This window comes from Pseudomonas juntendi (genome assembly GCF_021560075.1).
GTDB lineage: Bacteria > Pseudomonadota > Gammaproteobacteria > Pseudomonadales > Pseudomonadaceae > Aquipseudomonas > Aquipseudomonas juntendi.
In genome coordinates this window covers 5,325,205-5,340,138 of sequence record NZ_CP091088.1, presented here as the reverse complement: position 1 = coordinate 5,340,138, position 14,934 = coordinate 5,325,205, and the positions used below count along the sequence as shown (strand labels likewise).

Genomic DNA, 14,934 nt, shown 5'->3' with positions numbered 1-14,934 from the left:
GGCTTTTGGGCCTCCCGTGTCAAATATATTGATAGTTTACAGTGGCTGGTTTAGGGTATCGCTTGCCAGTGTGCGCTCGTCGCCCGGCCAGAATTCTGACAACGCCTGTGAGTCCTCAGTGCGGCGTTGCACCTAAACAAGAGGAGGAGTTTCGTATGACCACCCTGACCCGTGCGGATTGGGAACAACGCGCCCAGCAACTGAAGATCGAAGGCCGTGCCTTCATCAACGGCGAATACACCGATGCCGTATCCGGTGAAACCTTCGAGTGCCTGAGCCCGGTCGACGGACGCTTCCTGGCCAAGGTTGCCAGCTGCGACCTGGCCGATGCCAACCGTGCCGTGGAAAACGCGCGTGCCACCTTCAACGCTGGCGTCTGGTCGCAGTTGGCCCCGGCCAAGCGCAAAGCCACGCTGATCCGTTTCGCTGACCTGCTGCGCCAGAACGTCGAAGAGCTGGCGCTGCTGGAAACCCTGGACATGGGCAAGCCGATTGGTGACTCCTCCAGCATCGACATCCCCGGTGCAGCCCAGGCCATTCACTGGACCGCCGAAGCCATCGACAAGGTTTACGACGAGGTCGCGCCCACCCCACACGACCAGCTTGGCCTGGTTACCCGTGAGCCAGTCGGCGTGGTCGGTGCCATCGTACCGTGGAACTTCCCGCTGCTGATGGCCTGCTGGAAACTCGGCCCGGCACTGGCCACCGGTAACTCGGTAGTGCTCAAGCCTTCGGAAAAATCGCCGCTGACCGCCATTCGCATCGCGCAACTGGCGATCGAGGCCGGCATCCCGGCGGGTGTACTGAACGTGCTGCCAGGCTACGGCCACACCGTGGGCAAGGCGTTGGCCCTGCACATGGATGTCGACACGCTGGTGTTCACCGGCTCGACCAAGATCGCCAAGCAACTGATGGTCTATGCGGGCGAATCGAACATGAAGCGAATCTGGCTGGAGGCTGGCGGCAAAAGCCCGAACATCGTCTTCGCCGATGCACCGGACCTGCAAGCGGCCGCTGCGGCTGCCGCCAGTGCCATCGCCTTCAACCAGGGCGAAGTGTGCACTGCCGGTTCGCGCCTGCTGGTCGAGCGCTCGATCAAGGACAAGTTCCTGCCCATGGTGGTCGAGGCCCTGAAAGGCTGGAAGCCCGGTAACCCGCTGGATCCAGAGACCACCGTGGGTGCGTTGGTCGATACCCAGCAAATGAATACCGTGCTGTCGTACATCGAGGCCGGCCACAAGGATGGCGCCAAGCTGCTGACCGGCGGCAAGCGCACCCTGGAGGAAACCGGTGGCACCTATGTGGAGCCGACCATCTTCGATGGCGTGACCAATGCCATGCGCATCGCCCAGGAAGAAATCTTCGGGCCGGTGCTGTCGGTGATTGCCTTCGACACCGCCGAAGAAGCCATCGCTATCGCCAACGACACCCCGTACGGCCTGGCGGCCGGTATCTGGACGGCGGACATTTCCAAGGCGCACAAGACTGCGCGGGCCGTGCGCGCCGGCAGCGTGTGGGTCAACCAGTACGACGGCGGCGACATGACCGCACCGTTCGGTGGCTTCAAGCAATCGGGCAACGGCCGTGACAAGTCGCTGCATGCGCTGGAGAAATACACCGAGCTGAAGGCGACCTGGATCAAGCTGTAATTCCAGGAGGGGCCGCTTTGCGGCCCATTCGCGGGTAAACCCGCTCCTACAGGTACTGCACCGCTTTCAAGGGTGGTGGTGTACCTGTGGGAGCGGGTTTACCCGCGAATGGGCCATGGAAAATTCTTGGCCTGGGAGGCAGCAATGCGTTGGGGGACCTACTTCGCCGTACTGGCATCAGTGCTCAGTGTCGGCCTGGCGCTGGGCGTGAGCATGCCCCTGGTATCTCTGCGTCTGGAAGCCTGGGGCTATGGCAGTTTCGCCATCGGCGTGATGGCCGCGATGCCTGCGCTGGGGGTACTGGCGGGTGCCAGCCTGGCCAGCCGCCTGGCCGGCTGGGTCGGCTTACCTGCGGCCATGCGCATCTGCCTGTGGGGTGGTGCGTTGTCCATCGGCCTGGTCGCGCTATTGCCCAGCTACCCGCTGTGGTTGCTGTTGCGGCTGATGATCGGCATGTCCCTGACCGTGGTGTTTATCCTGGGTGAGAGCTGGATCAACCAGCTGGTGGTCGAGCAATGGCGCGGCCGCCTGGTGGCGCTGTACGGTAGCAGCTACGCCTTGAGCCAGCTGGCTGGGCCGCTGGTGCTGGGCGTACTCGGTTCGGCTGACGATTTTGGTTTCTGGGCCGCCACCGGCCTGTTGCTGCTCGCGCCGCTGGTGCTGTTGGGGCGCGGCGGTGCACCGAGCACCGAAGCCTGCAGTGTCGGCTTCGGCGACCTGTTCAGGTTCTGCCGTCGCTTGCCCGTGATTGCCTGGGCCATCGCCCTGTTTGCCTCGTTCGAGGCAATGATCCTGACGTTGCTGCCGGTGTACTGCCTGCAGCAAGGTTTCACCACTGAAATCGCCTTGTTCATGGTCGGTACCGTGGTGGTCGGCGATGCTGTGCTGCAGTTGCCCATCGGCGCGCTGGCCGATCATATGTCGCGCCGTGCGTTGTTCACCGGCTGTGCGGTAACGCTACTGGTCTCCAGCCTGGCGATCCCGCTGTTGCTGCACACGCCGGTGATATGGCCGCTGTGGGTACTGTTCGGGGCCAGTGCCGGCGGCCTTTTCACCTTGTCGCTGGTGCTGATCGGTGAGCGCTACCGCGACGATGAACTGGTGCGGGCCAATGCTCACGTGGCGCAGTTGTGGGGCATTGGCTGCCTGCTGGGGCCATTGTTGGCCGGGGCAGGCAGCCAGTGGGTCAGCGGGCATGCGTTGCTGTTGCTGATGGCTGCAGGGGCTGCGGGGCTGGTGGTGTTGACCCAGAGGCGCGGGGCGTTTGAGGTTGTGTCTGCCTGAGCGTTTTCGGGGCTGCAAAGCAGCCCCAAAATCGTCGCTACAACATTTTCTCCAGGCCAACCGCCTTGCTGACCCAGGCATTGAACCTGCGCCACATCCCGCCCGGCTCGGAGGTCAGCACATGCTGCTGTCCATTGTCCTCAGTCGCCCACACCAGTTTGCCCCCCTGCAGTTTCACCTGATAGCTCAGCGCCGGCGCCATACCCTGCTGGCTCAGCTCGCGGGTGTATTCGGCCAGTTCCGGGCTGTCCACCAGCACCCCCACTTCGGTATTCCACAGGACCGAACGCGGGTCGAAGTTGAATGAACCGATGAAAGTCTTGCGCCGGTCGAACACGATCGCCTTGGTGTGCAGGCTGGAGTCCGAGCTACCGCGGAAACTCAAGCGCCCCGCGCTGGGGTCGCCCGGCTGGCGGCGCAGCTCATAAAGCTGTACCCCATGTTCGAGCAAGGCCCGGCGATAGGGGGCGTAGCCACCGTGCACGGCCGGCACATCGGTGGCTTCCAGTGAGTTGGTCAGCAGCTTTACCGAGACACCTGCGTCGGCGCGGCCGGTCAGGTACAGCAGCCCTGGCTCGCCCGGCACGAAATAAGCCGATGTCAGCATCAGTTCGCTGTGCACGTTGGCCAGGTCAGGCGCCAACTGGTGGCTCAGCAGCAACTGCGGGTCCGGCTCGTCATCGGCCAGTACCTTGCTTGGGGCATCCCACAGCGCCTGGGCATGGGCCCAGATCAGCTCGTTGCGCCACACATCCAGGCGCGGCTGCGACTGGTAGGCCATCAACCGATCGTACAAGGCCTTGCGCTGGGTCCTGGCTTCAGCCAGCGAGACTTCCAGGCGATGACGACTGGCACGCAGGTCGTCGGCATCCGGCGCATGCCACAGAAAATCGCTGATAGGTCGGCTGAGCGCGCTGTTCCAGTACTGGTCGAAACTGTGCCCCAGTTGCTCGGCGATAGGGCCGACGCTCAGCAGGTCGATGTCGGTGAAGTTGAGGTTGGGCTCGGCATCGAAATACTCGTCGCCGAGGTTGCGGCCGCCGACGATAGCCATGCTGTTGTCCACCAGGAACAGCTTGTTGTGCATGCGGCGGTGCTGGCGCGACAGGTTGAACAGCCGGCCGAAGGCGCGCGTCACCCCGGTGCTGCGGCCCAGGTGCAGCGGGTTGAACACGCGGATCTGAATATTCGGGTGAGCAGCGAGTGTGCCCATGATGGTGTCCAGGCCGTCGCTGGTGGTGTCGTCGAGCAGAATGCGTACGCGCACGCCGCGGTCGGCGGCACGCAGCAGTTCGTGCACCAGGGCGCGGGTGCTGAGGCCGTCGTGCACGATGTAGTACTGCAGGTCGATGCTGGCTTGGGCGTTGCGGATCAATTCGGCGCGGGCGCGAAATGCTTCGTTGCTGTTGGGCAGCAGGCGAAAGCCGGACTGCCCGCCATACGGTGCCGCCTGGCGCAGCACCGAGCGGCCGAACGCGGAGTCGTTGGCGGGCAGGGCCTGGCTGGTTTCGCGTGGGGTACTGACGCTGGCACAGCCGGCAAGGCCGAGCAACAGCATCAGCAACAAAGACAAGGCGCGCTGAGGTCTCAAGGGTGGATCGTCCTGTGCGGCAAGGGCTGTGGAGGTTGGACAGTGGCGGGCGGCGCAAAGTTACGCGTCGGCGCTTTCTTCATCCAGTAGACGAAGGGCGGTTTCACCTACCTTGCGTACGGCAGCCTCGATCTGTGGCGTCGGCCGCGCGGCGAAGTTCATGCGCAGGCAGTGGCGGAACTTGCCCGAGGCCGAGAAGATACTGCCCACCGCCACCTGAACACCTTGCTCCAGTAAAGCGCGGTTCAGCCGCAGCGTGTCGAAATGTTCGGGGAATTCCACCCACAGCATGAAGCCGCCCTGCGGCCGGCTGACCCGGGTACCCGCCGGGAAGTAGCGCGTTACCCAATCGCTCATCAGGTCACGGCCACGCTGGTACTGGCTGCGCATGCGCCGCATGTGGGGCTGGTAGTGCCCGCCGGCGATGAAATCGGCAATTGCCAGTTGCGGCTGGCTGGCGCTGCTGCCGGTACTGATGTATTTCATGTGCAGCACCCGTTCCAGATAGCGCCCAGGTGCCACCCAGCCCACCCGCAGGCCGGGGGCCAGGGTTTTGGAGAACGAACTGCAGAGCAACACGCGGCCATCGTCGTCGAATGACTTGAGGGTGCGCGGGCGCGGGTAGGTGTAGGCCAGGTCGCCGTACACATCGTCTTCCAGGATCGCCACATCGTAGCGCTGGGCCAGGCTGAGCAAAGCCTTCTTGCGCGCCTCGGGCATGATGTAGCCGAGTGGGTTGTTACAGCTGGGGGTGATCTGAATGAGCTTGATCGGCCACTGCTCCAGGGCCAGCTCCAGCGCTTCCAGGCTGATGCCGGTGACCGGGTCGGTGGGGATCTCCAGCGCTTTCATGCCCAGGCCCTTGAGGGTTTGCATGGCGCCGTGGAAGCTGGGCGAGTCGACCGCAACGATGTCGCCTGGCTCGCAAACCGCGCGAATGCTGCATGACAGCGCTTCATGGCAGCCGGTGGTGATCACCAGGTCGGCCGGGCCGAGGCGGCAGCCGGAATCGAGCATCAGCCGCGCTACCTGCTCGCGCAGCGCCAGGTTGCCATGGATATTGTCGTAATACAGCCCCGGCATGTCCTGGCGCCGGCTCAACTGGGCGAGGCTGCGCAGCAAAGGCTTGAGGGTGGGGCTGTCGATATCGGGCATGCCGCGGCCGAGTTGCACCACGTCCTTGTGCGGGGTGCTGCGCACTAGCTCGAGTACCTGTTCCCATTGCGAGATGTCCACAGGGCGCTGGGCCGGGCGGCTGACTGCAGGCAGCGCTGGCAGCTGGCGGTGGTCGCTGACGAAATAGCCGGACTTGGGCCTGGGCGAGACCATGCCGCTGTCTTCGAGCATGCGGTAGGCCTGCTGCACGGTGCTCAGGCTGACCCCGTGCTCCACGCTCAGGGCGCGTACCGACGGCAGGCGCTGGCCTGGGCGATACAGGCCCTGCTCGATGCGGGCACCGAGCAGTTCGGCGAGGTTGAGGTAAAGGGTCAAGGCATACTCCTGGGCTACCTGCAGGCAGCGACCGGTACAGTTGCCTGGAAAATACAGCATTCAGTCGGCCGCCGGCCAATGCTGTATGGGAATAATAAGGCTGTTTTGGATCTGTATTGCCGGTATCGCCCTCGCGCATGCTTTGCCTACGGTATCGACTGAACGGGGAGGGTGCGGTGATGGGGGGCATGAGCGATGTGCGCTTGCAGCTGTTGGCCAAGGAACTGGAAACCGAGCAGCAGGCCAAGGTGTTCAACGCGCCGCAGGGGTTGGGGCGCTGGGGCCTGATGCTGCACCGCTGGCGTACCCGCAGGGCGCTGTTGCAGTTGACCGATGCCGAGCTGCGCGATGTTGGGCTGAGCTGGGAGCAGGCGCGGCTCGAAGGGCGGAAGCCCTTCTGGAAGGACTGACAGGATGGTCGCTGGAGGGCCTGTTGTGCCCCAGACTTGAAACTTGCACCGAACCTGTGGGAGCAACTGTCCTGCTCAATTTCAAAAAGCTGGCGCGATCCCTGTGGGAGCGGGCTTGCCCGCGAACACGGGCGAAGCCCGTGCCATCCACCACGGGGTTGGCTTCGCGGGCACGCCCGCTCCCACAGGGGGGCTAGTCAGCTTTAGATTTTAAGCAAGACAGTTGCTGCCACCAGGATGGGGCCTTTCAGGCCAGCTCTTTGAGGCGATGCCACAGCATCCCCAGCGCCAGCAGTGGCGAGCGCAGGTGCTGGCCGCCAGGGAAGGTGATGTGCGGCACCTTGTTGAAAAGGTCGAAGCGCCCGCTTTCCTGGCCGCTGATGGCTTCGCCCAGCAGGCGCGCGGCCAGGTGGGTGGCGTTGAGCCCATGGCCCGAGTAGGCCTGGGCGTAATACACGTTCGGCTGGCTGCCCAGCCGGCCGACCTGCGGCAGGCGGTTGGCGCCGATGCCGATCATGCCGCCCCACTGGTAATCGATGCGTACGTTGGCCAATTCGGGGAACACCTTGAGCATCTTCGGCCGCATGTAGGCGGCGATGTCCTTCGGGTCTCGGCCCGAGTAGTGGCAGGCACCGCCGAACAGCAGCCGGTTGTCGGCTGAGAGGCGATAGTAATCCAGGGCTACCCGTTGGTCGCACACTGCCATGTTCTGCGGCAGCAGCCTGCGGGCGCGTTCCTCGCCCAGCGGCTCGGTGGCGATGATGTAGCTGCCCGCTGGCAGCACCTTGCCGCCCAGTTCGCGGTTGAGGTTGTTGTGGTAGGCGTTGCAGCACAGCACCAGGGTCTTGGCGCGCACCCGGCCTTGGGCGGTATGCACTTGCACTGATGTGCCGTAGTCGATGCGGGTAACTTCGGACTGCTCGAACAGCTTCACCCCCAGGCGCGCGGCCACGGCCGCTTCGCCCAGGGCCAGGTTGAGCGGGTGCAGGTGCCCGGAGCCCATGTCGATCAGCCCACCCACATAGCAGTCGGCGCCGACCACGCTGTGGATATCGTCCTTGCCGACCAGGCGCAGCTCGTGTGGGTAGCCGAGGCTACGCAGCTCTTCGGCGTCTTCGGCAAAGCCCAGCAGCTCGGCGGGTTTGTTGGCCAGGTCGCAGTAGCCCCAGGTCAGGTCGCAGGCAATGGCATGCCGCTCGACCCGCTCGCGCACGATCTGCACGGCCTCCAGGCCCATCAGTTTCATGCTGCGCACGCCGTCCTCGCCAATCACCGGCAGAAACTGCTCCAGACCATGGCCGACCCCGCGAATCAGCTGGCCGCCGTTGCGCCCACTGGCGCCCCAGCCGAGTTTGCGCGCTTCCAGCAGGATGACCGAGAAGCCGCGCTCGGCCAACTCGATGGCCGTGTTCAGGCCTGAATAGCCACCCCCGACGATGCACACGTCGGCACTGTGCTCGCCCTGCAGGAAAGCGTGGTCAGGGTGTGGCGCGCTGCTGGCGGCGTAGTAGGAGGCGGCGTGCTGCGCGCTGTGGATCATGGCGTCGGTCCTGGGGCTGGTGGGCGAGGGGGGAGGATAAGCCGGGGCTCTGGGGTGGGCAACCGGCCCCACCGCCGGCAAGCCAGCGCCCACAGGGTCTGCGCAAGGGCTGAGACCAGTGGTGTGCCTGTGGAAGCTGGCTTGCCGGCGATTGGCCCTATAATCCAACCCCTGGTTTTCAATTTTGTACTTAGCCATGTCCTGCAACCGCCACAAGATCCACTTCCTGCGCGAACTCATCCCTGCCTTCGAGTGCGAACCCGGCTGCCACGACTGCTGCGGCCCGGTCACCACTTCGGCCGAAGAAATGGCCCGCCTGCCGCGCAAGTCCCAGGCCGAGCAGGATGCCGCCCTGGCGCGCCTGGACTGTGTGCACCTGGGCCCCAACGGCTGCACGGTGTATGAAGAACGGCCGATGATCTGCCGCTTGTTCGGCACCACCCCGCGCATGGCCTGCCCCCGTGGTCGGGGCCCTGAGCCGATGATCGACCCTGCCGCGGAGCAGCTCGTTCACCAGTTCATTGCCAGCACCCGCCAGGTGTTGGTCTAGCGTCAGTCCGGAATCGGCAGGCAGAGGCTCTCCTTCACCTCTTCCATCACGATGTAGCTCTTCGACTCGCGCACGTGCGGCAGCTTCAGCAGGATGTCGCCGAGCAGCTTGCGGTACGAGGCCATCTCGGAAATGCGCGCTTTCACCAGGTAGTCGAAGTCACCGGAAACCAGGTGGCATTCCAGCACGTGCGGCAGCTTCAGCACCGCGCGGCGGAACTCTTCGAAGGTGTCACCCGACTTGTAGTCCAGGCTGATTTCCACGAACACCAGCAGGCTACCCTTGAGGTGCTGCGGGTTCAGGCGGGCGTTGTAGCCCATGATGATGCCCTCGCGCTCAAGGCGGCGAACCCGCTCGGTGCATGGGGTGGTGGACAGCCCGACTTTCTCGCCCAGTTCGGTGAAGGAAATACGCCCGTCATTCTGCAGGATACGCAGAATGTTGCGGTCGATCTTGTCCAGTTCACGCTTGCTCTGGTGCTGGGTTCTCATAGGGGATGCCCCTCCGTAAAAGGCGATTATGCCGAGAATTCTCGCCAATAATAGGCTTTTATATAGTGAATTGCACTGCCCTCGAATTTCTATACTGCGCCCATCAATGCCATTTCCATAAAAGTCTGCGGCGTGCCGCGTGTGAGGGATACAACGATGCGAGTTCTGGTACTTGGTAGCGGTGTGATTGGAACCGCCAGTGCCTACTACCTGGCCCGGCAAGGTTTCGAAGTGACGGTGGTCGACCGCCAGCCGGCGGTGGCCATGGAAACCAGCTTCGCCAACGCCGGCCAGATCTCGCCCGGCTATGCCTCGCCCTGGGCCGCCCCGGGTGTGCCGCTGAAGGCCATCAAATGGCTTATGGAGCGCCATGCACCCTTGGCAATCAAGCTCACCGGTGACGTTGACCAGTACCTGTGGATGGCCCAGATGCTGCGCAACTGCACCGCCAGCCGTTATGCGGTGAACAAGGAACGCATGGTGCGCCTGTCCGAGTACAGCCGTGACTGCCTCGACGAGCTGCGCGCCGAAACCGGCATCAATTACGAAAACCGCAGCCTGGGCACCACCCAGCTGTTCCGTACCCAGGCCCAGGTCGATGCTGCGGCCAAGGATATCGCCGTGCTCGAGCAGTCTGGCGTACCGTACGAATTGCTGGACCGCGATGGCATTGCCCGCGTCGAGCCGGCCCTGGCCGGGGTGAAGGATATTCTCGCTGGCGCCCTGCGCCTGCCCAACGACCAGACCGGCGACTGCCAGCTGTTCACCACCAAGCTGGCCGACATGGCGCTGAAGCTGGGCGTGGAGTTCCGCTTCGGCCAGGACATCCAGCGCCTGGACTTCGCCGGCGACCGCATCAATGGCGTGTGGATCGACGGCAAGCTGGAAACCGCCGACCGCTATGTGCTGGCGCTGGGCAGCTATTCGCCACACATGCTCAAGCCGCTGGGCATCAAAGCCCCGGTCTATCCGCTGAAGGGTTACTCGCTGACAGTGCCGATCACCAATGGCGACATGGCGCCGACCTCGACCATTCTCGACGAGACCTACAAGGTTGCGATCACCCGTTTCGACAACCGTATCCGCGTTGGCGGCATGGCTGAGATCGCCGGTTTTGACCTGTCGCTCAACCCGCGTCGGCGTGAAACACTGGAGATGATCGTCAACGACCTTTATCCTCGCGGCGGTGATCTGAGCCAGGCCAGTTTCTGGACCGGTCTGCGTCCGGCCACCCCGGACGGTACACCGATTGTCGGTGCCACGGCGTTCCGCAACCTGTTCCTCAATACCGGTCACGGCACCCTGGGCTGGACCATGGCGTGCGGCTCCGGGCGCCTGCTGGCAGACCTGATCGCGCGCAAGAAGCCGCAGATCAGCGCCGAGGGCCTGGACATTTCCCGGTATGGCAACAGCCGGGAAGCGGCCAAGCACGGGCATGCTGCGCCGGCTCACCAGCAGTAAGGTCGCCTGTACCGGCCTCATCGCCGGCAAGCCAGCTCCCACAGGATCTCCGCAGTTCTCAGGCCCTGTGAGTCCTGTGGGAGCTGGCTTGCCGGCGATGAATCCAACACCGATTTCTAATTGAACCACCATAAGGCAGCCGCCATGCGTCCCGCCCGCGCCCTGATCGACCTCCAGGCCCTGCGCCACAACTACCGTCTGGCCCGTGAACTGACCGGTGCCAAAGCCCTGGCCGTGATCAAGGCCGATGCCTACGGCCATGGTGCCGTGCGCTGTGCCCTGGCCCTGGAGGCCGAAGCCGATGGCTTTGCCGTGGCCTGTATCGAAGAGGCGCTGGAACTGCGCGATGCCGGTATCAAGGCCCCGGTGCTGCTGCTGGAAGGCTTTTTCGAAGCCAGCGAGCTGGCACTGATCGCCGAGCACGATCTGTGGTGTGTGGTGCACTCGCTGTGGCAGCTGGAGGCTATCGAGAAAGCGCAACTGCGCAAGCCGCTAAGTGTCTGGCTGAAGCTGGACAGCGGCATGCACCGGGTGGGCTTGCACCCCAAGGATTACCACGAGGCCTACCAGCGCCTGCTGGCCAGCGGCAAGGTCGCGCGGATTGTACTGATGAGCCACTTCGCCCGTGCCGACGAACTGGATGCTGACGCCACCGCGCAGCAGATCGCCGTGTTCGAAGCCGCACGCCAGGGCCTTGCCGCCGAGTGCAGCCTGCGCAACTCCCCCGGCGTGCTGGGCTGGCCGCAAGCGCCCAGCGACTGGGTGCGCCCAGGCCTCATGCTGTATGGCGCCACGCCCTTCGAGGTGGCCCAGGCCGAAGCTGCGCGCCTGCAGCCGGTGATGACCCTGCAATCGCGGGTGATCAGCGTGCGTGAGCTGCCCGCCGGCCAACCGGTGGGCTACGGTGCCAAGTTCGTCAGCCCGCGGCCGACCCGTGTTGGCGTGGTGGCCATGGGGTACGCCGATGGCTACCCGCGCCAGGCGCCCAATGGCACGCCGGTGCTGGTTGCGGGCAAGCGCGCCCCGTTGATCGGCCGGGTGTCGATGGACATGCTCAGCATCGACCTCACCGATGTGCCCGACGCCACGGTGGGTAGCCCGGTCGAACTGTGGGGCAAGCAGGTACTGGCCAGCGAAGTGGCGGCACAGGCTGGCACCATTCCTTACCAGATCTTCTGCAACCTGAAACGGGTCCCCCTGGACTACGTCGGCGAATGACACGCTGATGCGGACAGGTTGAGGGCGGTGTGTTGTAAATACTGAACGGCATTGCCATGATATCGTTCACATCCACCCCCCCTTTCTACCGTTTCAGGAGGCTCCAGCTTTGGACGTCGGCGAACGACTGCAAGCCATCCGCAAGCTCAAGGGCCTGTCCCAGCGCGAACTCGCCAAGCGCGCCGGGGTGACCAACAGCACCATCTCGATGATCGAGAAGAACAGCGTAAGCCCCTCCATCAGCTCGTTGCGCAAGGTGCTCAGTGGCATTCCCATGTCCATGGTCGAATTCTTTTCGGTCGAACTGGAGGCGCAGAGCCCTGCGCAAATTGTCTACAAAGCCCACGAGCTGATCGATATCTCGGACGGCGCGGTAACCATGAAACTGGTCGGCAAGTCGCACCCCAACCGCGCCATTGCCTTCCTGACCGAGGTCTACCCGCCGGGCGCCGACACCGGTGCCGAAATGCTGACCCATGACGGGGAGGAAACCGGCATCCTGCTCGAAGGCCGCCTTGAGCTGGTGGTCGGCAACGAGATCTTCATCCTCGAGGAAGGCGACAGCTACTACTTCGAAAGCACCCGCCCGCACCGCTTTCGCAACCCGTTCGACCAGCCTGCACGGCTGATCAGTGCCGCTACGCCCTCAAACTTTTGATCCAGCGCAGTGCATTGATTCGGCAATACCCCTTTCCCGTGTAGGGTCGTTTCACCGCCTTCAGGTTGCCGCTATACTTTCCAGCGCTCGCTGTTTCGTGGCCGCGGGCGTGATTAGCCACCATGAGGGTGTTCGCGTGAACCAAATCAAGAAGATGCTGGCCGTACCAGCAGCCGTATTCGCCCTCTGGGCAATGAGCGCAACCGCTGCGACCAATGACGACATTGCCAAGCGCCTGGAACCCGTTGGCCAGGTCTGTGTGCAGGGCCAGGAGTGCAAAGGCATGGAAGTGGCGGCGACCGCGGGTGGCGGTGGTGCCAAGACCCCGGACGAGATCATTGCCAAGCACTGCAATGCCTGCCATGGCAGCGGCCTGCTCGGCGCGCCCAAGGTGGGTGATACCGCGGCCTGGAAGGAGCGAGCCGACCACCAGGGCGGCCTGGATGGCATCCTGGCCAAGGCCATTACCGGCATCAACGCCATGCCACCGAAAGGTACCTGCGCGGACTGCTCGGACGACGACCTGAAAGGGGCGATCAAGAAGATGTCCGGGCTGTGAGCTGCAGCTGAATTTCACCAGGCCCGCCATTGATGGCGGGCTTTGTTTTTGTGGCGGCTGTGCCGGCCTCTTTGCGGCTTTGGCCGCGAAAGGGCCCGCACCGGCAACCAACTCGCTTGAGTTCATGTCCAACCCCTGAACCCACGGATGTCTCAGGAGGCCCCATGCACCTCTGCTCCATCGACCAGGCTGTCGAGCAGGTCCTGGCACGCCTGCCAGCTCATATCCACATGGGCCTGCCGCTGGGCCTGGGCAAGCCCAACGCCTTCGTCAATGCCCTCTACGCCCGCGTGCGCGAACTGCCCGAACGGCGGCTGACCATCTACACCGCCCTGTCCCTGGGCCGGCCGGCACTGGGCGACGGGCTGCAGCGGCGCTTTCTGGAGCCTTTTGTCGAGCGCGTATTCGCCGACTATGAAGAGCTCACCTACCTCAGCGACCTGCACAACGACACATTGCCAGCCAACATCCGCGTCGAGCAGTTCTTCATGCAGCCCGGCAGCTTGCTGCACAGCGAATCGGCGCAGCAGGACTACGTCAGCAGCAATTACAGCCACGCCGCGCGGGATATCAACGCCAAGGGCCTGAACCTGATCGCCCAACTGGTGGCTGCCACGCCCGAAAAGCCCGTGCACCTGAGCCTGGCCTGCAACCCCGACATCACCCTCGACCTGCTGCCCATGGTCGCCAAACGCCGCGCTGCCGGTGAAACCATCCTCATGCTGGGGCAGGTGCACGCCGAGCTGCCTTACATGCCTGGCGATGCCGAGCTGCCGATCGACACGTTCGACCTGTTGCTCGACGAGGCCGAACAACGCCGGCTGTTTTCCACACCGAACATGCCGGTCGGCATTCAGGACCACTGCATTGGCCTGCATGCCAGCAGCCTGGTGCGCGACGGCGGCACGCTGCAGATCGGTATTGGTGCCATGGGCGATGCGGTCGCCGCGGCATTGCTGGCGCGCCAGGGCGACAACGCTGGCTACCGTGCGGTGCTCGATGCACTCGATGTCTGCCCCTGGCAGGTGCTGATCGAACGGGAAGGGGGGCTGGATACCTTCGCTCAAGGCCTCTACGGCTGCAGCGAGATGTTCGTTAACGGCCTGCTGGTGCTGGCCGAGGCAGGCTTGTTGCGACGCCCGGCGGATGAGCAGGGCGCGTTGTTGCACGGTGGCTTCTTCCTTGGCCCGCAGGCGTTCTATCAGCGCTTGCGCGAGATGCCGCTGGAGCAGCGTGCACAGTTCGTCATGACCCGTATCAGCTTCATCAACGAACTCTACGGGCAAGAGGAACTCAAGCGCCGCCAGCGCCGCGATGCGCGCTTCATCAACACCGCATTCGGCATGACCCTGCTGGGTGCCGGGGTGGCCGACCAGCTGGAAGATGGTCGAGTGCTCAGTGGCGTGGGCGGGCAATACAACTTCGTTGCCCAAGGCCATGCGCTGGAGGGTGGGCGCTCGATCCTGCTGTTGCGCAGTTGGCGTGAGGCGGGCGGCGAGGTGACGTCGAACATTTTCTGGTCGTACGGCCACTGCACCATCCCCCGACACCTGCGCGATATCGTGGTGACCGAATACGGCATCGCCGACCTGCGTGGGCAGACCGACAGCGAAGTGATTGCACGGTTGCTGGCGGTAAGCGATTCACGGTTCCAGCAGGGGCTGATCGAGCAGGCCAAGAGTGCCGGCAAGCTGCACAAGGGCTTTGAGCTGGACGCGCGCTTTGCCGACAACACCCCGCAACGCCTTGAGGCGGTAAGGGCGCAGCATGCACGGTTGTTCCCCGAGTATCCGCTGGGTACGGACTTCACTGCCGAAGAGCAGGACCTGTTGCGGGCGCTGAACTGGTTGAAGAGCAAGTTCAAGTTGAGCGAGGTGCTGGAGCTGGGCGAGGCCGCGCTGGATGCGCCGGGGCCGGAGGGGTATGAGCAGCATCTGGAGCGGATGGGGCTGGATGCTCCGCAGGGGTTGAAGGAAGAACTTTATCAGCGGCTGTTGCTGGCGGGGTTGGCGGCTACCTGATGAATTGCCGG

The 14,934-nt window shown here is 64.0% G+C and carries 13 protein-coding genes; 9 read left to right on the top strand and 4 right to left on the bottom strand.

Annotated elements, in window-relative coordinates; all coding sequences use genetic code 11:
- Positions 1-155: 155 nt before the first annotated feature.
- Positions 156-1,649 (top strand): aldehyde dehydrogenase, encoded by a 1,494-nt coding sequence (locus L1P09_RS24630; RefSeq protein WP_144189520.1) that lies wholly within the window; start codon positions 156-158, stop codon positions 1,647-1,649.
- 144 nt (positions 1,650-1,793) lie between these two features.
- Positions 1,794-2,933: an MFS transporter gene (locus L1P09_RS24625; protein ID WP_235768249.1), complete on the top strand. Its 1,140-nt coding sequence runs from the start codon at positions 1,794-1,796 to the stop codon at positions 2,931-2,933.
- A 37-nt stretch (positions 2,934-2,970) separates the two neighbouring features.
- On the opposite strand, the gene L1P09_RS24620 is transcribed toward L1P09_RS24625, so the two are convergent.
- Positions 2,971-4,524 carry a phospholipase D family protein gene (locus L1P09_RS24620; protein WP_054905195.1) on the bottom strand — a complete coding sequence of 518 codons (1,554 nt, stop codon included), beginning with the start codon at positions 4,522-4,524 and terminating at the stop codon, positions 2,971-2,973.
- 60 nt (positions 4,525-4,584) lie between these two features.
- Positions 4,585-6,015 (bottom strand): aminotransferase-like domain-containing protein, encoded by a 1,431-nt coding sequence (locus L1P09_RS24615; RefSeq protein ID WP_161893043.1) that lies wholly within the window; start codon positions 6,013-6,015, stop codon positions 4,585-4,587.
- A gap of 179 nt (positions 6,016-6,194) precedes the next feature.
- On the opposite strand from L1P09_RS24615, the gene L1P09_RS24610 reads away from it, so the two are divergent.
- Positions 6,195-6,425 (top strand): DUF1127 domain-containing protein, encoded by a 231-nt coding sequence (locus L1P09_RS24610; RefSeq protein WP_029885735.1) that lies wholly within the window; start codon positions 6,195-6,197, stop codon positions 6,423-6,425.
- Between the two features lie 247 nt (positions 6,426-6,672).
- On the opposite strand, the gene L1P09_RS24605 is transcribed toward L1P09_RS24610, so the two are convergent.
- A complete protein-coding gene (locus L1P09_RS24605; protein ID WP_235768248.1) occupies positions 6,673-7,965 on the bottom strand; it encodes an NAD(P)/FAD-dependent oxidoreductase in 1,293 nt (430 codons plus the stop codon).
- Positions 7,966-8,161: 196 nt separating this feature from the next.
- Here L1P09_RS24605 and L1P09_RS24600 point away from each other — a divergent pair, with 196 nt between their 5' ends.
- Positions 8,162-8,515, top strand: a complete 354-nt coding sequence (locus L1P09_RS24600) for a YkgJ family cysteine cluster protein (protein ID WP_054905192.1) — start codon at positions 8,162-8,164, stop codon at positions 8,513-8,515.
- 2 nt (positions 8,516-8,517) lie between these two features.
- Here the strand turns inward: L1P09_RS24600 and dadR are convergent, their stop codons facing one another.
- Positions 8,518-9,006, bottom strand: a complete 489-nt coding sequence (dadR, locus tag L1P09_RS24595; RefSeq protein ID WP_003258963.1) for a transcriptional regulator DadR — start codon at positions 9,004-9,006, stop codon at positions 8,518-8,520.
- Positions 9,007-9,162: 156 nt separating this feature from the next.
- On the opposite strand from dadR, the gene dadA reads away from it, so the two are divergent.
- The 5 genes from dadA to L1P09_RS24570 all read left to right on the top strand — a co-directional run bounded on the left by dadA (position 9,163) and on the right by L1P09_RS24570 (position 14,923).
- Entirely contained in the window at positions 9,163-10,467 is a 1,305-nt protein-coding gene (dadA, locus tag L1P09_RS24590; protein ID WP_232892083.1) for a D-amino acid dehydrogenase, read from the top strand.
- 144 nt (positions 10,468-10,611) lie between these two features.
- Positions 10,612-11,685, top strand: a complete 1,074-nt coding sequence (gene alr, locus L1P09_RS24585) for an alanine racemase (protein ID WP_235768247.1) — start codon at positions 10,612-10,614, stop codon at positions 11,683-11,685.
- Between the two features lie 109 nt (positions 11,686-11,794).
- Positions 11,795-12,343, top strand: coding sequence for a cupin domain-containing protein (locus L1P09_RS24580; RefSeq protein ID WP_009682929.1), 549 nt, complete (start codon positions 11,795-11,797; stop codon positions 12,341-12,343).
- A gap of 154 nt (positions 12,344-12,497) precedes the next feature.
- Entirely contained in the window at positions 12,498-12,902 is a 405-nt protein-coding gene (locus L1P09_RS24575) for a c-type cytochrome (RefSeq protein WP_033690433.1), read from the top strand.
- Between the two features lie 164 nt (positions 12,903-13,066).
- A complete protein-coding gene (locus L1P09_RS24570; RefSeq protein WP_235768246.1) occupies positions 13,067-14,923 on the top strand; it encodes an acetyl-CoA hydrolase/transferase C-terminal domain-containing protein in 1,857 nt (618 codons plus the stop codon).
- The last annotated feature ends 11 nt before the right edge of the window (positions 14,924-14,934 follow it).